18 protein-coding genes and 1 pseudogene are annotated in these 18,083 nt (G+C 67.1%); 9 read left to right on the top strand and 10 right to left on the bottom strand.

Going from position 1 to position 18,083, the window contains the following annotated elements:
- The first annotated feature begins 8 nt into the window (after positions 1-8).
- The 4 genes and pseudogenes from NX782_RS07060 to crtB form a co-directional block, all read left to right on the top strand.
- Positions 9-1,328 carry a glycosyltransferase gene (locus tag NX782_RS07060; RefSeq protein ID WP_258844727.1) on the top strand — a complete coding sequence of 440 codons (1,320 nt, stop codon included), beginning with the start codon at positions 9-11 and terminating at the stop codon, positions 1,326-1,328.
- Positions 1,325-2,524, top strand: coding sequence for a lycopene beta-cyclase CrtY (gene crtY / locus NX782_RS07055; protein WP_258844726.1), 1,200 nt, complete (start codon positions 1,325-1,327; stop codon positions 2,522-2,524). Before NX782_RS07060 ends, crtY begins: the two co-directional genes overlap by 4 nt.
- On the top strand, positions 2,521-4,035 hold the full coding sequence (locus NX782_RS07050; protein ID WP_258844725.1) for a phytoene desaturase: 1,515 nt from the start codon (positions 2,521-2,523) through the stop codon (positions 4,033-4,035). The genes crtY and NX782_RS07050 overlap by 4 nt, the downstream gene beginning before the upstream one ends.
- A pseudogene (crtB, locus tag NX782_RS07045) lies at positions 4,032-4,925 on the top strand (15-cis-phytoene synthase CrtB); the annotation flags it as partial. The gene NX782_RS07050 and the pseudogene crtB, both read left to right, overlap by 4 nt.
- On the opposite strand, the gene NX782_RS26570 reads toward crtB, so the two are convergent.
- Positions 4,909-5,466 (bottom strand): sterol desaturase family protein, encoded by a 558-nt coding sequence (locus tag NX782_RS26570; protein WP_441295302.1) that lies wholly within the window; start codon positions 5,464-5,466, stop codon positions 4,909-4,911. The pseudogene crtB and the gene NX782_RS26570 overlap by 17 nt on opposite strands.
- Before the next feature lie 33 nt (positions 5,467-5,499).
- On the opposite strand from NX782_RS26570, the gene NX782_RS07035 reads away from it, so the two are divergent.
- Positions 5,500-5,925 carry a DUF2141 domain-containing protein gene (locus NX782_RS07035; protein ID WP_258844723.1) on the top strand — a complete coding sequence of 142 codons (426 nt, stop codon included), beginning with the start codon at positions 5,500-5,502 and terminating at the stop codon, positions 5,923-5,925.
- On the opposite strand, the gene NX782_RS07030 is transcribed toward NX782_RS07035, so the two are convergent.
- A complete protein-coding gene (locus NX782_RS07030; RefSeq protein WP_258844722.1) occupies positions 5,917-6,171 on the bottom strand; it encodes a hypothetical protein in 255 nt (84 codons plus the stop codon). The two genes, NX782_RS07035 and NX782_RS07030, sit on opposite strands and share 9 nt — an antisense overlap.
- A gap of 70 nt (positions 6,172-6,241) precedes the next feature.
- Between NX782_RS07030 and NX782_RS07025 the strand changes: the two genes are divergently transcribed.
- Positions 6,242-6,748, top strand: coding sequence for an MgtC/SapB family protein (locus NX782_RS07025; RefSeq protein WP_258844721.1), 507 nt, complete (start codon positions 6,242-6,244; stop codon positions 6,746-6,748).
- Positions 6,749-6,774: 26 nt separating this feature from the next.
- Here the strand turns inward: NX782_RS07025 and NX782_RS07020 are convergent, their stop codons facing one another.
- On the bottom strand, positions 6,775-8,688 hold the full coding sequence (locus NX782_RS07020; protein ID WP_258844720.1) for a M57 family metalloprotease: 1,914 nt from the start codon (positions 8,686-8,688) through the stop codon (positions 6,775-6,777).
- A gap of 133 nt (positions 8,689-8,821) precedes the next feature.
- On the opposite strand from NX782_RS07020, the gene NX782_RS07015 reads away from it, so the two are divergent.
- The gene (locus NX782_RS07015; protein ID WP_258844719.1) at positions 8,822-9,706 is read left to right on the top strand and encodes a dienelactone hydrolase family protein; all 885 of its coding nucleotides are present in this window, start codon (positions 8,822-8,824) and stop codon (positions 9,704-9,706) included.
- A 130-nt stretch (positions 9,707-9,836) separates the two neighbouring features.
- Here NX782_RS07015 and rpoH read toward each other — a convergent pair whose 3' ends face one another.
- From rpoH to ftsY, 4 genes are all read right to left on the bottom strand, one after another.
- Positions 9,837-10,727 carry an RNA polymerase sigma factor RpoH gene (rpoH, locus tag NX782_RS07010; protein WP_258844718.1) on the bottom strand — a complete coding sequence of 297 codons (891 nt, stop codon included), beginning with the start codon at positions 10,725-10,727 and terminating at the stop codon, positions 9,837-9,839.
- Positions 10,728-11,144: 417 nt separating this feature from the next.
- Positions 11,145-12,068, bottom strand: a complete 924-nt coding sequence (ftsX, locus tag NX782_RS07005) for a permease-like cell division protein FtsX (protein ID WP_258844717.1) — start codon at positions 12,066-12,068, stop codon at positions 11,145-11,147.
- A complete protein-coding gene (locus NX782_RS07000; RefSeq protein WP_258844716.1) occupies positions 12,065-12,724 on the bottom strand; it encodes a cell division ATP-binding protein FtsE in 660 nt (219 codons plus the stop codon). The genes ftsX and NX782_RS07000 overlap by 4 nt, the downstream gene beginning before the upstream one ends.
- A gap of 2 nt (positions 12,725-12,726) precedes the next feature.
- Positions 12,727-13,968, bottom strand: a complete 1,242-nt coding sequence (ftsY, locus tag NX782_RS06995; protein ID WP_258844715.1) for a signal recognition particle-docking protein FtsY — start codon at positions 13,966-13,968, stop codon at positions 12,727-12,729.
- 284 nt (positions 13,969-14,252) lie between these two features.
- Here ftsY and NX782_RS06990 point away from each other — a divergent pair, with 284 nt between their 5' ends.
- A complete protein-coding gene (locus NX782_RS06990) occupies positions 14,253-14,462 on the top strand; it encodes a hypothetical protein (protein WP_258844714.1) in 210 nt (69 codons plus the stop codon).
- Positions 14,463-14,465: 3 nt separating this feature from the next.
- Here the strand turns inward: NX782_RS06990 and NX782_RS26370 are convergent, their stop codons facing one another.
- Together NX782_RS26370 and NX782_RS06985 are read right to left on the bottom strand one after the other, a co-directional pair.
- Positions 14,466-14,774, bottom strand: a complete 309-nt coding sequence (locus NX782_RS26370; RefSeq protein ID WP_308632854.1) for a helix-turn-helix domain-containing protein — start codon at positions 14,772-14,774, stop codon at positions 14,466-14,468.
- Positions 14,764-15,354, bottom strand: a complete 591-nt coding sequence (locus NX782_RS06985; protein ID WP_308632853.1) for an AraC family transcriptional regulator — start codon at positions 15,352-15,354, stop codon at positions 14,764-14,766. Before NX782_RS06985 ends, NX782_RS26370 begins: the two co-directional genes overlap by 11 nt.
- 139 nt (positions 15,355-15,493) lie before the next feature.
- Between NX782_RS06985 and NX782_RS06980 the strand changes: the two genes are divergently transcribed.
- Positions 15,494-16,249, top strand: a complete 756-nt coding sequence (locus NX782_RS06980; RefSeq protein WP_258844713.1) for an SDR family NAD(P)-dependent oxidoreductase — start codon at positions 15,494-15,496, stop codon at positions 16,247-16,249.
- 6 nt (positions 16,250-16,255) lie between these two features.
- Here NX782_RS06980 and NX782_RS06975 read toward each other — a convergent pair whose 3' ends face one another.
- Positions 16,256-17,956, bottom strand: coding sequence for a thiamine pyrophosphate-binding protein (locus NX782_RS06975; RefSeq protein WP_258844712.1), 1,701 nt, complete (start codon positions 17,954-17,956; stop codon positions 16,256-16,258).
- Between the last annotated feature and the right edge of the window lie 127 nt (positions 17,957-18,083).

Here is an 18,083-nt window from a genome sequence, read left to right as displayed (position 1 = left end):
GGAAGCGCATGGCCCACTTCGGCGTGGTTGCACCGGCGTTCTACAGCCATTTCAGCGCGCTGGCCGCGCTCAGCCTCGAACTGCTCAAACGCGGCCACCGCGTCACCTTCCTGCAGCGGCCGGACGCTGCCGCGTATCTGAAGGACGCGCGCATCGGCTTCCACGCGGTCGGCGCCGACACCCATCCGCCCGGATCGCTGGCGGCTTCGCTGCGCCGCGCGGCCAATCCCGGTGGCCCGCTCGGGCTGCGCCAGGTGATCCTCGACATGGCGCGCGGCACCGAGATGCTGTGCCGCGAACTGCCGGCCGCGCTGCACGGCCTGGGCGTCGACGCGCTGCTTGCCGACCAGATGGAAGCAGCCGGCGGCCTGGTGGCGGAGGCGCTCGGCCTGCCTTTCGTCTCGGTGGCCTGCGCGATGCCGGTCAACCGCGAGCCCGGCATCCCGTTGGCCGTGATGCCCTTCGCCTACGCCGACACCGAACAGGCCGCACAGGTTGTCGAGGGCAGTACCCGTGTCTACGACTGGATGATGCGGCCGCACGGCGCGGTGATCGCCGCGCAGGCGCGCCGTCTCGGCTTGTCGAATCGCAGCGGCCTGCACGATTGCCTGTCGCCGCTGGCCCAGGTCAGCCAGACCACTGTCGCCTTCGATTTCCCGCGCCGCGCCTTGCCGCCGCATTTCCACCACGTGGGGCCGCTGCGCGCCGCCGCCGACACCGGTGCCACGGCGCCGACGCCGCTCCCCAACATCGACGCCGGCCGGCCCTTCGTGTTCGCCTCGCTCGGCACGCTGCAGGGCCACCGCTTCGGCATCTTCAAGCGCGTCGCCAAGGCCTGCCGCCGGCTCGACGCCCAGCTGCTGGTGGCCCATTGCGGCGGCCTCGACGCGGCGCAGGAAGAGGCGCTCAAGCGCGCCGGCGCCAGCTGGGTCTGCGCGTTCGCGCCGCAACGGCAAGCGCTGGCGCAGGCCGATGCCGTGGTCTCGCACGCCGGCATCAACACGGTGATGGACGCGGTCGAAGCGCGCACGCCGATCCTGGCGATGCCGGTCACCTTCGACCAGCCCGGCACCGCGACCCGCGTCCTGCACGCCGGGATCGGCTTGCGCGCCTCGGCACGGCTGGCCGGCCCCGGCACCATCGAACGCCAGCTGCGGCGCCTGTTCGACGAGCCGCAGTTCGGCGAGCAGCTCGACGTGCAGGCCGCCAGCCTGGCCCAGGCCGGCGGCACGCCGCGCGCGGCCGACATCGTCGAAGCAGCCCTGCGCCTGCGCCGCAGCGAAGACAGGCTGGCGCGCGCGGACGGCGGGGCCAGAGCGCCGGCATGAACGGGGCCGAACGCGTGCCGGCGGCAGGGCCAGGCTGGGACCTGATTCTGGCCGGCGGCGGCCTGGCCAACGGCCTGATCGCCTGGCGCCTGCGCCAGCGCCGGCCCGAGCTGCGCATCCTGCTGCTGGAGCAGGGCGCGCACCTGGGCGGCAACCACACCTGGTCCTTCCACGACAGCGATCTCGATGCGGCCCAGCTGGACTGGATCGCGCCCCTGGTATCGCGCCGCTGGCCGCGTTACGAGGTCGTGTTCCCGCAACTGCGGCGCACGCTCGACGGCGGCTATGCCAGCATCGCCTCGCAGGATTTCGCCGGCGCGATCGAGGCGGCGCTGGGAGCTTCGCTGCGCCTGGACACGCGCATCGCGGCAGTCGGCCCGAACCGCGTCGAACTGGAAAGCGGCGAGGTATTGGAAGCGCACGCCGTGATCGACGGCCGCGGCATGCGGCCCAGCCGCCGGCTGGCGCTGGGCTGGCAGACCTTCCTCGGCCAGGAACTGCGGCTGGCCGCGCCGCATGGCCTGGACGCGCCCATCATCATGGATGCCAGCGTCGAGCAGCAGGGCGGCTACCGCTTCGTCTACGTGCTGCCCTTCGATACGCACCGTCTGCTGATCGAAGACACCCATTACGTCGACAGCGACGCCTGGGAACCCGAACGCCTGCGCGCCAACATCGCCGCCTATGCGCAGGCGCGCGGCTGGCGTGTCGCGCAAGTGCTGCGCGAGGAAGAGGGCAGGCTGCCGATCGTGCTGGCGGGCGACTTCGACGCTTACTGGGACGACTTGAAAGGCCAGCCCAGCGTCGGCCTGCGCGCCGGCCTGTTCCACTCGACCACCGGCTACTCGCTGCCGCACGCGGTGCGCCTTAGCGAGCGCATCGCCGCCATGCCGGACCTGGGCGCGCCGGCGCTGTTCGCGGCGATCCGCGACGAAGCCGGCCGCGAATGGCGGCGCCAGCGCTTCTTCCGGCTGCTGAACCGCATGCTGTTTTTGGCCGGCAGTCCGGACCGGCGCTGGCGCGTGATGCAGCGCTTCTACCGGCTGCCGGCTTCCCTCATCAAGCATTTCTACGCCGGCCGCCTGAGCCTCGGGGATAAAGCGCGCCTGTTGTCGGGCAAGCCGCCGGTTCCCGTGGGCCAGGCCTTTGTCGCCGCCTGCAAGATCCACCCCCATCAAATCGGAAGAGCAGAATGAACGCACGGAATATCGAACCGCGCCGCGCGGTGGTCATCGGCGCCGGCTTCGGCGGCCTGGCGCTGGCGATCCGCCTGCAGGCCCGCGGCATCCAGACCACGCTGCTGGAACAGCGCGACAAGCCGGGCGGGCGCGCCTATGTGTACGAAGACCAGGGCTTCACCTTCGACGCCGGCCCCACCGTCATCACCGACCCCTCCTGCATCGAAGAGCTGTTCGCCGTGGCCGGCAAGCGCATCGAAGACTATGTCGAGATGCTGCCGGTGACGCCGTTCTACCGCCTGTGCTGGGAAGACGGCAGCCACTTCGACTACGCCAACGACCAGGAGGCGCTGGACCGCCAGATCCATGCGCGCAACCCGGCCGACGTCGAAGGCTATCAGCGCTTCCTGGCCTATTCGAAGGCCGTGTTCGCCGAAGGCTACCTGAAGCTGGGCGCCGTGCCTTTCCTGTCCTTCCGCGACATGATCGCCGCCGGCCCGCAGCTGGCGCGCCTGCAGGCCTGGCGCAGCGTGTACGGCATCGTGTCGCGCTTCATCCAGGACGAGCAGCTGCGCCAGGCTTTCTCTTTCCACTCGCTGCTGGTCGGCGGCAATCCGTTCGCCACTTCCTCGATCTACACGCTGATCCACGCGCTCGAACGCGAGTGGGGCGTGTGGTTCCCGCGCGGCGGCACCGGCGCCCTGGTGCGCGCGCTGGTGCGCCTGTTCCAGGACATCGGCGGCCGCATCGAGCTGAACGCGTCGGTGGCGCAGATCGGCGTCAGCGACGGCAAGGTCGACGGCGTGCGCCTGGAAGACGGCCGCAGCTTCGCCGCCGATGCCGTCGCCTCGAATGCCGACGTGGTGCATACCTATGCCAAGCTGCTGGGCCAGCATCCGCGCGGCGCGGCCGAGGGCGCATCGCTGGCGAAGAAGAAGTTTTCGAATTCGCTGTTCGTGCTCTACTTCGGCCTGGATAAACACCACAGCCAGCTGCAGCACCACACGGTCTGCTTCGGGCCGCGCTACCGCGAGCTGATCAGGGACATCTTCAAGGGCCAGAGCCTGGCCGAGGACTTCTCGCTCTACCTGCACGCGCCCTGCGTGACCGATCCTTCGCTGGCGCCGCCCGGCTGCGGCAGCCATTACGTGCTGGCGCCGGTGCCCCACCTGGGCAATGCGCCGATCGACTGGGAGGTCGAGGGGCCGAAGTACCGCGACCGGATCTTCGACTACCTGGAGCAGCGCTACATGCCGGGCCTGCGCAGCCAGCTGGTCACCAGCCGCATCTTCACGCCGCACGACTTCCGCGACCAGCTGAACGCCCACCTGGGCTCGGCCTTCTCGCTGGAGCCGCTGCTGACGCAGAGCGCCTGGTTCCGCCCGCACAACCGCGATGCCGAGCTGTCCAACCTCTACCTGGTCGGTGCCGGCACCCATCCCGGCGCCGGCGTGCCGGGCGTGATCGGCTCGGCCAAGGCCACGGCGGGTCTGATGCTGCAGGCGATGCGGGAAGGAGTGCGGGTGTGAGCGCGCAGTCGGATGCAGCATTGCTGAATCACGCGACCGAAACCATCGCCGTCGGGTCGAAGAGCTTTGCCGCTGCCGCCAGGCTGTTCGACCCCGCCACCCGGCGCAGCGTGCTGATGCTGTATGCCTGGTGCCGCCATTGCGACGACGTGGTCGATGGCCAGGAGCTGGGCTTCAACGCCGCGCCGCGCGAGCAGTTCGATGCCGCCCCGCGGCTGGCCGAACTGCGCGAGCTGACCCGCCGCGCCTACGCCGGCGAAGCGATGCGGGACCCGGCCTTTGCCGCCTTCCAGGAAGTCGCGCTGCGCCATCAGATGCCGCAGCGTTTCGCCTTCGACCACCTGGCCGGCTTCGCAATGGATGTCGAGGGGGCGCGCTACGAGACCATCGAGGACACGCTGCGCTATTGCTACCACGTGGCCGGCGTGGTCGGCCTGATGATGGCGTCGATCATGGGGGTGAAGGATCCGCGCGTGCTCGACCGCGCCTGCGACCTGGGCCTGGCCTTCCAGCTGACCAACATCGCCCGCGATATCGTCGAGGACGCGCACGTACACCGCTGCTACGTGCCGGCCCAGTGGCTGCGCGAGGCCGGCATACCGCCGGATGAAGTCGCGTTGCCGCAGCACCGGGCGGCGCTGGCCAGGGTGGCGGCGCGCCTGGTCGACCATGCCGAACCCTATTACGACTCGGCCCTGGCCGGGATCGCGGATCTGCCCCTGCGCTCGGCCTGGGCGATCGCCACTGCGCGCAAGGTCTACCGGCAGATCGGCGTGGTGGTCAAGCGCCGCGGCGCACGGGCCTGGGACGAGCGCGCAGGGACCTCGAAGGCGACCAAGCTGCGCCTGCTGGCGGAAGGGGGCGTGCAGGCGCTCAGTTCGCGTCTTGCGGGTTCGACTGCGGGTTCGACCGTGAGGCGACCGCGTCCGGCCGGCCTGTGGCAGCGTCCGGGTGCTGCCGGCGAAGCGGCCCCTGATGCAGCTCATGCAAAGCCTGCTTGAGGACGTGGACCGGCGGCGCATACAGGAAGCCGAAGGACACCGCGCCATCCTTGCCGGCCACGGCGTGGTGCATGCGATGGGCCTGGTACAGGCGCTTCAGGTAGCCGCTGCGCGGCACGTAGCGGAAGGGCCAGCGCTGGTGCACCAGGCCGTCATGCGCCACGAAGTAGAGCAAACCGTAGGCCGTCATGCCGGCGCCTATCCATTCCAGCGGATGGTGGCCCAGGGTGGCGCCGGCGTAGATCAGGGCGATGGCCACGCCGGCGAACACGACCGCGTACAGGTCGTTCTTCTCGAACCAGCCGGTGCGCGGCTCGTGGTGCGAGCGGTGCCAGGCCCAGCCGAAACCGTGCATGACGTACTTGTGCGCGACGATGGAAAACACTTCCATCAGGACCACGGTAAGGATGAGAATGAAGGCGTTGAACATGCCGGACAGACTACCATAAGCGAAAGGACACGCATGACCCGATTCACCCACTTGTTGGCCGGCGGCCTGCTGCTGGCCGCCGCCGCTGCTTCGGCCACCGCATCGGCCGCCACCGTCGAAGTCCGCGTCACCGAGGTCGCTGGCGGCAAGGGCAGCGTCAAGGTCGCCGTCTGCGACCGCGAGCGCTTCCTCAAGCAGTGCGCCTATTCCGCATCGGCGCCCGCGCGCGACGGCGAGAACGTGATCCTGGTGCCGAACGTCCCCAAGGGCACCTGGGCCGTGCTGGCCTACCAGGACGAGAACGGCAATGGTGAGCTCGACCGCAACCTGCTCGGCATCCCGAAGGAGAACTACGGCTTCAGCCGCGATGCGGCCAGCAAGTTCGGGCCGCCCGGCTTCGACGATGCGAAGATCGAGGTCGGCGACGAGCCGACGGTGGCGAAGATCAGGCTACACTGATGGGCGATCGGTGGGCTGGGGCCGGGTGACGAGCGATGGAGCGACGTACAAGGCCGCCAGCCAGCCCAGGAACGAGTAGCTGCGCCAGATGCCGAAGAAACAGAACAAATAGATGACCCATTGCGCGGGCCGCAACGCGCCCGGCGACGGCAGGCCTGCCGCATCCAACAGATAGAGCGTCGTGGCGCTGGTCAACAGACTGACCACCAGAATAAACATGGGCTTCTTTTCCAGCGGCGACATCATGTTCCCCTCAAATAAAAGAGCATTGTAATCACATTCCTCGCCTGCGCGCCACCGATGAGCCGGAGCTGGCATGATGTCTTCCAGACCAAGGGAGGCAGGAAACGTGTGGTGGGAGCAAAGCTGGATCACGATACAGCAGGAATTCTCGGACCTGGGTGACGCCAACGACATCACGCGCGTGGTGGTGCGCCTGATCGTGGCCGTGGCGCTCGGCGGCCTGCTGGGCTACGAGCGCGAATCGATCGGCGCCTCGGCGGGGCAGCGCACGCACATGCTGGTGGCGCTGGGCTCGGCGATCTTCGTCCTGATCCCGCTGCAGGCCGGCATGCAGGTCGAAGACCTGTCGCGCGTGCTGCAGGGCGTGACGGCGGGGATCGGCTTTCTCGGGGCCGGCGCCATCCTCAAGCTGCGCGAGCGCAACGCCATCCAGGGCCTGACCACGGCCGCCAGCGTGTGGCTGACAGCCGCCATCGGCGTGGCCGCCGGGATGGGGCGGGAGACCACGGCAGTGGTCAGCGCCGTGTTCGCGTTCGTGATCCTGTCGCTGCTGCGGCGCAGGAGCAAGGACAAGAACTGAGGGACGGCGCCCGTCCGCGCGCCCGTTCAGACGTAAGGCTTGTAGGCGATCCCGTCCTGCATCTGGCCGATCAGCAGGTTGTGGTTTTCGAAGTCCTCGCTGACCGCCGCCAGCACCTGGCCTTCGGTGGCGCCGCTCTTCATGACCTGCAGCCAGTAGTCGTAGCCGGCGGGGTCGGGCGCACGGTGCAGCACGTGCTGGTACACCTTGGTCAGGAAATCCTCGGCGCTGCGGGTAGCGCCGTACATGCTGGTGAATTCCTTGGATTTGGTGAACTCCGTCGCCACGTCGGTCAGCGAGGTGCCGCCGTCCATCGCGCCCAGCCAGAAGCCCAGGCCGCCCAGGTCGGGCACGCGGTCGAAGGCGGCCGCGTACAGCTGGTAGGCCTTGCCGGCGACGCCGTCGACGTCGAAGGCCAGCGCGCCGTCGGCGAACAGCAGGCGCTCGATGCCGGCCAGGCTGTCGCTGCCTTCGACGCCGCTGCGGTCGGTCACGCGCAGGCCGGTATCGGTGCGCGTGACCGTGTAGCCGGCCCGCGCGCCATCGTAGGCGGCCGTATCGCGTCCGGCGCCGCCGTCGAGCCGGTCGTCGCCGCCGCCGCCGCGCAGCAGGTCGTTGCCGCCGCCGCCGCTGATGCTGTTGGCCACCGCATTGCCGACGATGAGGTCATTGCCGGCGCCGCCGATCGCGTTCTCGATCACCGTGCCGAGGTCGATCGTGATCTGGCCGTGCGCGGTGATGGTGGCGGCTTTCGCGCCCACGTAGCTCCAGTAGCCGGCTTCCAGGAACAGCGTCAGGTCCCGGGTCTGGGCTGCGCCGTCGAGGGTGTCGTTGCCGCCGCCGTCGCCGATCATCATGTAGTCGCGGCCGATCGTGTAGCGCGTGTCCTCGGCGCGGTAGCCGCCGGCGGGGCCGTAGACGTACTGCAGGGCCGCGATGTCGAGTGGGCTGAACTGGCCCGGATGGGGCTCGATGCCGGTGTAGCTCATGATCGAGTAGAGCACATTGTCTTCGGCGGCCGGCAGGAAGGGACCGATGCCGGCGTTGCCGAGCGCATCGTCGTGGCCGAAGGGATGCTTCAGGCCCAGCGCATGGCCGATCTCGTGGGCGAGCACGCGCATGAGTTCGGCGCCGCTGTCGAACATGGGCGATTGCGTCTGCAGGGTGATGTCGACCAGCACGCGGGCGCTGCCGCCGGTCGGCTGCAGCGCGTAGCCATAGCCGGCCGAATCCTCCTGCTTGTTGTTGGCGAAGACAATGGTGCTGTCGCCTTCGGTGTCGGTGGTCTCGACGAAATGCAGGTTCAGGACGGTTTCCATGTAGGCCAGGACGGTCCTGGTATAGCCGATCTGGGCGGCGTTGAAGGCCTTGAAGCCGTTCTTGTCCTCGTCATTGAAAAAGCTCGGCGGCGTCTGCGCGAACGCGTAGTAGATGGTGTGCGCGCCATCCAGCGCCGCGCCGATGAAAGGCACGCCGTCATACACCAGCGCATCGATCCAGTAGGGCAGCTTCTGCACGCCGGGCGCCCAGCTCCAGTCTTCGACGGTCGGGTCGGTCTTGTACCAGTCCACCGAGACCGTGCCGCTGTCGTGGCCGCCGGTATCGATGATCAGGTCGGTGAGGCTGTGGATCTCGTAGTGGTCGTCGCCATCGCCGCCGAACAGGACGTTCAGGCCGGTGCCGCCGTCGAGGCTGTCGTTGCCGCCCTGACCGGCCAGGAAATCGTCGCCGTCGCCGCCCAGCAGGGTATCGTTGCCGCTGTCGCCGATCAGGTAGTCGTCGCCCGGCCCCCCGTCGAGCAGGTCGTTGCCGCCCTTGCCGACGAGGTCGTCGTTGCCGGCGCCGCCGTGGATGTCTTCATCGGCCGGGGTGCCGAGCAGGCCGTCGTCGCCCGGGGTACCGTCGATGCGCAGCGAATTCGGGTTTGCGGTGGTGGCCACGGTCTCTCCTTGCTGGGAAAACGCCACGATACCTTTATTTGCACCCGAGAAATCCGTGAAATGTCACAGCCGCCCGTCCAGGTGTACGATAGAGAGCGATGTCCTTAGATTATGAACAACCAGGGAGACCAGCATGACGCGTTTAACTGCCACGGATTTCGATCCCGAAGTACTGAAACTCTTCGACGGTTATGTGCACGGGCGCCTGTCGCGCCGCGATTTCCTCGCGCGGGCGGGGCGCTATGCGGTGGGCGGGGCCACGGCGGCCACCTTGCTGGCGCAGCTGTCGCCATCCTTCGCGGCGCCGCTGGTCGCACCTGCCGACGCGCGCCTGAAGACCAGCTACCAGGAATTTCCATCGCCGCAGGGCTACGGGAAGGTGCGCGGCTACCTGGCGATGCCGGCCAATGCCAAGGGCAAGCTGCCGCTGATCCTGGTGGTGCACGAGAACCGCGGCCTGAACCCGCATATCGAAGACATCGCGCGCCGCCTGGCGCTGGAAGGCTTCATCGCCTATGCGCCGGACGCGCTGTTCCCGCTGGGCGGCTATCCCGGCGACGAGGACAAGGCGCGCGCGCTGTTCCCCAAGCTGGACCAGGTGAAAACCCGGGCCGACTTCGTCGCCGCCTGGCACGCGCTGGCGGGGCTGGCGCAGGGGACGGGCAAGGTAGGCGTGGTCGGCTTCTGCTACGGCGGCGGCATCGCCAACTACCTGGCCACGCAGATCCCCGAGCTGGCGGCGGCCGTGCCTTTCTACGGCGCGCAGCCGGCGGCCGCCGACGTGGCACGGATCCGCGCGCCCCTGATGATCCACGACGCCGGCAAGGACGAACGCATCCTGGCCGGCTGGCCCGCCTACGAGGCTGCGCTGCAGGCCAACAAGGTGAACTACCAGCACTTCGTCTACGCCGGCGCCGAGCACGGCTTCAACAACGACACCACACCGCGCTACGACGAGGCGGCGGCCAAGCTGGCCTGGGGCAGAACAGTGGCCTTCTTCAAAGAAAAGCTGAGCTAACGCAAACCGGGGTCAGACACCGATTTTTGGCAATAGCCGTGGGGATCTTTCCAAAAATCGGTGTCTGACCCCGGTTTGAGGCAAAACAAAAGGCACCCGAGGGTGCCTTTGCTTTTCGAGCGGAGACCGCTTAGACGTAGGCTGCCAGGGCAGTTTTCATCTTCTTCAGCGCTGCCGTTTCGATCTGACGGATGCGCTCGGCCGACACGCCGAACTCTTCGGCCAGCGTGTGCAGGGTCGCGCCCGAGCCGTCGTCGTTGGCCAGCCAGCGTGCTTCCACGATCCGGCGCGAACGCGGGTCCAGCTTGCCCAGGGCCGTTTCCAGGCCTTCCGACTGCAGGCGCACCGTGTCGTTGGCTTCCAGCACCTTGGTCGGCTCCTGCTGGTCCGACGACAGGTAGGCGATCGGCGAGAACTTGTCGTCTTCCTCGTCGGTCGGCGCTTCCAGGGCGATGTCGCGGCCCGACAGGCGGGTTTCCATCTCGATCACTTCTTCGCGCTTCACGTCGAGCATCTTGGCCAGGTCGTCGACCTGTTGCGGCGACATGGCGTCCAGGCCCTGCTTGTTGCTGCGCAGGTTGAAGAACAGCTTGCGCTGGGCCTTGGTCGTCGCGACCTTCACCAGACGCCAGTTCTTCAGGATGTATTCGTGCATCTCGGCCTTGATCCAGTGCATGGCGTACGAGACCAGGCGAACGCCCTGGTTCGGATCGAAACGCTTGACTGCTTTCATCAGGCCGATATTGCCTTCCTGGATCAGGTCGGCGTGCGGGAGACCGTAGCCCAGATAGCCGCGCGCGATCGAGACCACCAGGCGCAGGTGCGACATCACCAGCTTCTGCGCGGCGTCCAGGTCGTTCTTTTCTTGCAGGCTCTTTGCCAGCGAGACCTCTTCCTCGTGGGACAGCATCGGCAGGCGATTGACGGCCGAGATATAGGCGTCGATGTTGCCGAGATTGCCGGTGAAACCGAGTCCCAGAGCACGGCTGCCAACAGGAACCAATGCGGATTGTGCGGACATAGTCATATTCCCTCGTAGAGTGTTCTGTGCTGCATCGTCAATATGCCCGGAAAAGTGCCCCGAAGGCGCTACTTTTACGGCTTGTTACGGGATGCGGACAGTGGTCAGACGTAATATTAGCACTCTCTTGAGGTGAGTGCTAGCCGCCTCCATATCCCTGACGACGTCCTTAAGTCTTGCTAAAGTATTGCTCGTGGGAATCACTTTTGTGGGGCCGATTCCACTGTAGAGCAGGTACGAGTGGTACCGTTGATGAAAATCAAGCGGGGCGCTCGTACTATTTGAATTCGCTTGAAGACAGGTTATGCGCTGCGTGGAGCGAGGTCTGTGAAATGGCGCACTTACATTTGTAGGCGTATATCCCGTCTCCGCCGTGGATTTTTCTGGCCAGCGGCGGATGGGATAACAAAAATTTAACTAGCTCAGCCGCGCCAAATGCCGCTGCACCGACAGCATCGCCCCGACCAGTCCCAGGCCGGCGCTGATGGCCAGCAGCCCGGCCAGGCCCAGCGGCGGCAGCGTGGCCAGCTGGAACTCGGACGCGTACAGGCGGGCGAATTCGGCGATGGCCGCATTCAGCGGACGCAAGGCCAGCGCCACCGCACCCAGCGCCACCGCGCCGGCGCACAGGCCGAGCAGGGCGCCCGTGTAATAGAACGGACGGTGGATGAAGTTGTCGGTCGCGCCCAGCAGTTTGGAGACGGCGATCTCGTCGCGCTGGGTCAGCACCTGCAGGCGGATGGTATTGAACACCACCGCGATCACGACCACGCCCAGCGTCACCGCCAGCAGCAGCAGCACCAGGCGCAGCACGCCCAGCAGGGCGGCGAGGCGCTTGACCCAGGCCGAGTCGACCTGCACCGAATCCACCCCCGGCAGCGCCTGCATCTGCTCGGCGATGCCGTCGACGCGTTCGGCGTCGGCAGCGCGGCTGGTGAAGCCTTCCAGCTTCATCACATAGCTGTCTGGCAGCGGATTGTCGCCCAGGGTTTCGATGACGTCGGTCAGGCCGCTCTTCGCCTTGAGGTTCTCGAGCGCCTGCTCGCGCGGGATGAAGCTGACCTTGGCACGGCTAGAGGCCAGGATCTGCTGCAGCTGCGGAGCCAGGGCCTGGGCCTGCTCGCGCGGAGCGTCGGTCTTCATGAACAGGCTGATCTCGGGATCGACCGAGAGCTGTTCCGACATCGGACGCACGTTGTCGAGCAGGGTCACGCCGGCAAAGGGCAGGGCCAGCGCCACCGCCACGACCAGCACGTTGAACAGGAAGCTGCCTGGCGCCTTGCGCAGCTGGCCGAAGGCGGCGCCCAGGGCGAAGCGGTGTTGGCGGAACCAGATATTCATACGGTGGCCTCCACCAGCTGGCCATGTTCGAGGCGGATCACGCGCGCGGCGGCGTCCAGGATCTGCTCGTCGTGGCTGGAGATCAGGCAGGTCACGCCGGCCGAGTGGAAGGCGTGCAGGGCGTCGATCACGCGGTCGGCCGCGGCGCGGTCGAGGTTCGCGGTCGGTTCGTCGGCCAGGATGATCTGCGGGCGGTTGACGATGGCACGGGCGATCGCCACGCGCTGCTGTTCGCCGCCGGACAACTCCAGCGGCATGGCTTTCGCGCGGTCCAGCAGGCCGACCTTGTCGAGTGCGGCGCGGGCGCGCTGCTCGGCCTCGCCCTTGGCGGCGCCGGTGACGATCAGCGGCAGCATCACATTGCCCAGGATATGGCGGTCGTTCAGCAGACGCTGCTGCTGGAAGATCACGCCCAGGTTACGCCGCAGGAAAGGCACGCCGGCCTTTTTCAGCTTGCCGATATCCTGGCCGTTGACGACGACCCGGCCGCTGGTCGGTCGCTCGACGGCGGCGATCATTTTCAGCAGGGTCGACTTGCCGGCGCCGGACGGGCCGGCCAGGTAGACCAGTTCGCCCTTGGCGATACTGAACGAGACGTCGTTCAGGGCGAGCGCGTCGGCGGAGTATTTTTTCGAGACGGACTGGAATTCGATCATTCTTACCCCAGCAGCGCCTCGGCGAACTCGTCGGCGCTGAAGGGTTGCAGATCCTCCAGCTTTTCGCCCACGCCGATGAAGTACACCGGCACCGGGCGGGTGCGCGCGATCGCGGCCAGGATGCCGCCCTTGGCGGTGCCGTCCAGCTTGGTGATCACCAGGCCGGTCAGCTGCAGGGCGTCGTCGAAGGCCTTCACCTGGGCCAGTGCGTTCTGGCCGGTATTGCCGTCGATGACCAGCAGGGTTTCGTGCGGCGCGGCTTCCATCCCTTTGCCGATCACGCGCTTGATCTTTTTCAGCTCTTCCATCAGGTGCAGCTGGGTCGGCAGGCGGCCGGCGGTATCGACCATCACCACGTCGACGCCGCGCGCGCGGCCCGACTGCACCGCGTCGAAGGCGACCGCGGCCGGATCGCCGGATGCTTGCGAGATCACGGTGACGTTGTTGCGCTGGCCCCAGACCATCAGCTGTTCGCGCGCGGCGGCGCGGAAGGTGTCGCCAGCGGCCAGCAGCACGGACTGGTCGAAGCGCTGCATGTGCTTGGCCAGCTTGCCGATGGTGGTGGTCTTGCCGGCGCCGTTCACGCCCGCGATCATCATCACCAGCGGCTCATGGCGGCCCAGTTCCAGCGGCTTTTCCAGCGGACGCAGCAGGTCGACCATCAATTCCTTCAGCGCGGCCTTGACGGCGACGGCGTCGAGCAGCTTTTCTTCCTTGACCTTGCGGCGCAGGCTGTCGAGCAGGTACTGGGTGGCGTCCATGCCGGCGTCCGACATCAGCAGCGCCGATTCCAGCTCTTCGTACAGGTCTTCGTCGATGCGCGCGCCGACGAACAGCAGCGACAGATTGCTCGAGGTCTTGGACAGGCCGGCCTTCAGGCGCGCCATCCAGGATTTCTTCTTTTCCTGCTCGCTGCCAGGACGCTCGGCGGTCTCGGGGAAGAGCTGGCCTTCGTAGCCGTTCGACAGCGCGGCAGCATCCCGCGCGATCTTTTCCGCAGCCGGATCGATGTTGGTGGCGTCGCGCGCTTCCGGCTCCTGCGGTGCCTCCGGCTGCGGCGCCGGCTCGGCGGCCTCGGGCGTGGGGACGAAGGCATCGTCGCCGGCACCGAACAGGCGGCGCAGGAAGCCCGGCTGGGCGGGCGCTTCCGCAGGCGTTTCCGCTGCGGGCGATGCCGTTGCGGCGGACTCGGCCTGGACGGGTGTCTCGGCTTCAGGTTTTTTCTTTTTGAAGAAACTAAACATGGATGTATTCGGGGAGGGGAACTGCATGCATATGCCCGATTTTTCCGGACATGTCAACGATCGCGGTATTTTACCAGAGCATGGCGGCGGACCCCCGTCCCAGTCTGGCTGTCAGGCAAGGCGCTGTAGCCGCAAATCCGGGAGCACAACGTGCGACAGCTCAGCCATATTGTCGCTAGAATGCTGCTCATCAGTTTCTATATCAATACGCAAGCTGGAAAATCAATGCGGACTGGTATAGATTGTGAACATCCACAAAAGAATACTTCCTACAAGAGATCATCGTGAAGATTCTGTCCAGGTATCTCAAGCGGCTTATTTCCGGAGACGAAGTCATGGGCGGCAATGCGGCCTCGCTGCGCAATATCGTCGTCTGGCTGTTCATTGCGCTGGTGGCTGCCTTCCTCACGCATCCTTCGGGCGAGCCGCGCAGCGTGCTCGACACGCCCGTGCCCTGGCCGGCAGAGCTGGGGCTGGATAACCCCGGCATCTGATCGCTAGGCTGCCAGCGTGCGGGAGCGGACCGCTTTCGTGTCCCGCAGCGGCGGCTGACCAAAAAATTTCCCATAGTCCCTGGTGAACTGGGGCACGCTTTCATAGCCCACCGCAAACGCGGCGCTGCTCGCGCTCGCGCCTTCCGAAACCATCCGCCGCCGCGCCTCGATCAGCCGCAACTGCTTCTGGAATTGCAGGGGCGAGAGCGAAGTCATGGCGCGGAAATGCTGGTGGAACGAGGACAGGCTCATGCCGACCGCGTCCGCCAGATCCTCGACCCGCATCCGCTTCGCGTAACCGCTACGCAGCAAGGCGACCGCCCGTGCCAGGCGCTGGGTGCGGCTGTCCCTGCAGGCCGAGCTGGCGCAGTGTCCGGCCATGGCGGCCGGTCAGCAGCCAGTAATGCAGTTCGCGCAGCAGTTGCGCGTGCAGGATGGGCACGGCCGCTGGACGATCGAGCAAGCGCATCAGGCGCAGCGCGACAGCGGCGACATCGCCGTCGGTGCGCTCCAGCCGGACCGGCAGGTTGCTGTCGTCCGCTTCCTCGGCGATGCGCAGCGCGAGTTCCGCGATCGTCGCTGTATCTAGCTCGAGCACGAGTGCGAGATAGGGCTCGGCCAGGCTGGCGCGCGTGACCTGGCTGACGGTCGGCACGTCGGCGGTGATCAGGAGCGAGTCGCCAGGATGGAAGTCGAAGCTTTGCACGCCGAAGTTGACGCGCTTGCTCCCCTGCAGCACAAGGCAGACCAGCGGACGCGGAATGCCATGCACCAGGCCGGTCGGCGCGTAAGTGCGCACGGTGGTCAGGCCGGGAATCGGCGAGGGGGCCACACCGTCGCTGCCGGCGTGCAGCTCGGTGTAGCGGCGGACTGCTTCGCATAGGGTCGTCATGGAAGAAAGCTTACACCCTGCGCAGCGCCGGCGCACCGTGGTTTGGAGAATCTGGCAAGACCGCGGGAGATTCCGGCAACGCGCGTGCCTGCCGCGGCCCGATGATGAACGCTCTTTCAACACACAACAAGGAGCGATCATGTCGACCATTTCCCTCATCACCGGCGCCAGCCGCGGTCTCGGCCGCAATACCGCCCTCGCGATCGCCCGCCGCGGCGGCGACCTCGTCATCACTTACCACAGCCGCGATGAAGAAGCCCGGGCCGTGGTCGCCGAGATCGAATCCCTGGGCCGCAAGGCAGTCGCCCTCCAGCTCGACACCGGCAATATCCAGGGCTTCGCGGCCTTTGCCGATCGCCTTGGCGCGGCGCTGCGCGAACACTGGGGCCGCGAGCGCTTCGATCACCTGGTCAATAACGCGGGGCACGGCGATTACGCACTGATCGGACAGACCGGCGAAGCCCAGTTCGACCGCCTGGTCGATGTGCATTTCAAGGGGGTGTACTTCCTGACCGAAGCGTTGCTGCCGCTGATCGCGGATGGCGGCCGTATCGTGAACCTGTCCTCGGGCCTGACCCGCGTCGCTTTCCCCGGCTATGCCGCGTATGCCGCCGTGAAGGGTGCGGTCGAGGTGCTGACGCGCTACCTGGCAAAGGAGCTGGGCGGGCGCGGGATTGCCGTGAACGCGGTGGCGCCGGGCGCGATCGAGACCGATTTCGGCGGCGGCGCGGTGCGCGACAACCCCGAGATCAACCAGCTGTTCGCCGGCATGACGGCACTCGGCCGGGCCGGCGTACCGGACGACATCGGGCCGATGATCGCCAGCCTGCTGTCGCCGGACAACCGCTGGGTCACGGCCCAGCGGATCGAAGTGTCGGGCGGGCAGGGGATCTGATGCCGCTCAGCCGGCCTTGGCGGCCTGCGCGTTCTTGCGGATGGTCTCCAGCGTCGCCCCCGGTGTGATCAGGTTGCCGTCATAGCGCAGCTCGATCACCGCCGGCAGTTGTCGAGCGTTCGCGAACGCCAGCGCGCGCTGCAGGGCCGGCGCGAAATCGGCCGTCTTCTCCACCACCTCGCCCTGGCCGCCGTAGGCTTGCGCCAGCGCCGCAAAATCGGGATTGTGCAGCTCGGTGCCCGACACGCGGCCCGGATACTCGCGCTCCTGGTGCATGCGGATGGTGCCGAACATGCTGTTGTTGAAGACGATCAGGATCAGGCCGGCGCGGTACTGCACCGCGGTCGCCAGTTCCTGGCCGGTCATCATGAACTCGCCGTCGCCGGCGAAGGTGACCACGGTGCGCTGCGGGTCGACGATCTTCGCCGCCACGCCGGCCGGGACGCCATAACCCATCGCGCCGCTGGTCGGGGCCAGCTGGGTGCGCATCGCGCCGTAGCGCCAGAAGCGGTGCGCCCAGGTCGCGTAGTTGCCGGCGCCGTTGGTGACGATGGTGTCGTGCGGCAGGGCGGCCTGCAGGTCCTGCACCAGCTGCCACAGGTCCAGGGGTGCGCTACCGTCCTTGAAGATCGGTGGCTGCTGCTGCCAGGCGCGCAGTTCGGCCTTCGCTTCCTCGACCGTGTGGCGCCAGGCCGAGGAATCCACCGGTTCCATCGCCGCCAGCATCTTCGCCGTTTCCGGGGCGCCGCCGGCGATCATGAGCTCGGCCTGGTAGACGCTGCCCAGTTCCTGCGGATCGGGGTGGATGTGCACCAGGCGCTGCTGCGGCACCGGGGAGGTCAACAGCGAGTAGCCGCTGGTCGTCATCTCGCCCAGGCGCGGACCGAAGGCGATCAGGAGGTCCGCCTCCTTCACGCGCGCGGCCAGCTTCGGATTGATGCCGATGCCGACGTCGCCGATGTACTGCGGATGATCGTTGTCGAGCAGGTCCTGGAAGCGGAAGGCGCAGGCCACCGGCAGGCCGTTCGCCTCGGCGAATTGCTGGACGTCGGCGCAGGCTTGCGCGTTCCAGGTGCCGCCGCCGAGCAGCAGCAGCGGCTTCTTCGCTGCCTGCAGCATGCTGCGCAGGGTGTCGATCTGGCCCGCGGACGGCGAGGCCTGCACCGGCTGGTAGCGGCGCGTGTCCGCCACTTCCGCCTGCGCGATCAGCATGTCTTCCGGCAGTGCCAGCACCACCGGGCCCGGACGGCCGCTGGTCGCGACCTGGAAGGCGCGTGCGATGTATTCCGGGATGCGGTCGGCGCGGTCGATCTGCGCCACCCACTTGGCCATCTGGCCGTACATGCGGCGGTAGTCGATTTCCTGGAAGGCTTCACGGTCCATGAAGTCGGTGCCGACCTGGCCGATGAACAGGATCATCGGCGTCGAGTCCTGAAATGCCGTGTGCACGCCGATCGAGGCATTGGTCGCACCCGGACCGCGGGTGACGAAGCAGATGCCGGGCTTGCCGGTCAGTTTGCCGTAGGCCTCGGCCATGAAGGCCGCGCCGCCCTCCTGGCGGTTGATCACGAAGCGGATCTGCGAATCGTGCAGGGCGTCGAGCACGTCGAGGTAGCTTTCGCCGGGCACGCCGAAGGCGGTGTCCACGCCATGAACCTGGAGTGCGTCGACCAGGATCTGGCCGCCGGAACGGGAGGGGTGCGTCATGTGCTCATCCTTGTAGGTTTTGCTATCCGGACATTCTAGGCGAGGGCCAGGAGAGTGGCTTTTGAAATGGCGACACAAACTTACAGAAAACGCAGAAATAGATGTAAGATAATATTTTCTTTTAAAC

It is taken from the genome of Massilia norwichensis, from assembly GCF_024753245.1.
Classification (GTDB): domain Bacteria; phylum Pseudomonadota; class Gammaproteobacteria; order Burkholderiales; family Burkholderiaceae_D; genus Telluria; species Telluria norwichensis.
Note: the sequence above shows the minus strand (reverse complement) of the source record. Positions and strands in the feature narration are given on the sequence as shown.

Coding starts and splice junctions, on each gene's coding strand:
- ftsY (WP_258844715.1), bottom strand. CDS start 13,968: ATGTTTAGTTTCTTCAAAAAGAAAAAACCTGAAGCCGAGACACCCGTC.
- rpoH (WP_258844718.1), bottom strand. CDS start 10,727: ATGTCCGCACAATCCGCATTGGTTCCTGTTGGCAGCCGTGCTCTGGGA.
- crtY (WP_258844726.1), top strand. CDS start 1,325: ATGAACGGGGCCGAACGCGTGCCGGCGGCAGGGCCAGGCTGGGACCTG.
- NX782_RS07025 (WP_258844721.1), top strand. CDS start 6,242: ATGATGTCTTCCAGACCAAGGGAGGCAGGAAACGTGTGGTGGGAGCAA.
- NX782_RS07060 (WP_258844727.1), top strand. CDS start 9: ATGGCCCACTTCGGCGTGGTTGCACCGGCGTTCTACAGCCATTTCAGC.
- NX782_RS07035 (WP_258844723.1), top strand. CDS start 5,500: ATGACCCGATTCACCCACTTGTTGGCCGGCGGCCTGCTGCTGGCCGCC.
- NX782_RS06980 (WP_258844713.1), top strand. CDS start 15,494: ATGTCGACCATTTCCCTCATCACCGGCGCCAGCCGCGGTCTCGGCCGC.
- ftsX (WP_258844717.1), bottom strand. CDS start 12,068: ATGAATATCTGGTTCCGCCAACACCGCTTCGCCCTGGGCGCCGCCTTC.
- NX782_RS06985 (WP_308632853.1), bottom strand. CDS start 15,354: ATGACGACCCTATGCGAAGCAGTCCGCCGCTACACCGAGCTGCACGCC.
- NX782_RS07030 (WP_258844722.1), bottom strand. CDS start 6,171: ATGATGTCGCCGCTGGAAAAGAAGCCCATGTTTATTCTGGTGGTCAGT.
- NX782_RS06975 (WP_258844712.1), bottom strand. CDS start 17,956: ATGACGCACCCCTCCCGTTCCGGCGGCCAGATCCTGGTCGACGCACTC.
- NX782_RS07000 (WP_258844716.1), bottom strand. CDS start 12,724: ATGATCGAATTCCAGTCCGTCTCGAAAAAATACTCCGCCGACGCGCTC.
- NX782_RS07015 (WP_258844719.1), top strand. CDS start 8,822: ATGACGCGTTTAACTGCCACGGATTTCGATCCCGAAGTACTGAAACTC.
- NX782_RS26570 (WP_441295302.1), bottom strand. CDS start 5,466: ATGTTCAACGCCTTCATTCTCATCCTTACCGTGGTCCTGATGGAAGTG.
- NX782_RS07050 (WP_258844725.1), top strand. CDS start 2,521: ATGAACGCACGGAATATCGAACCGCGCCGCGCGGTGGTCATCGGCGCC.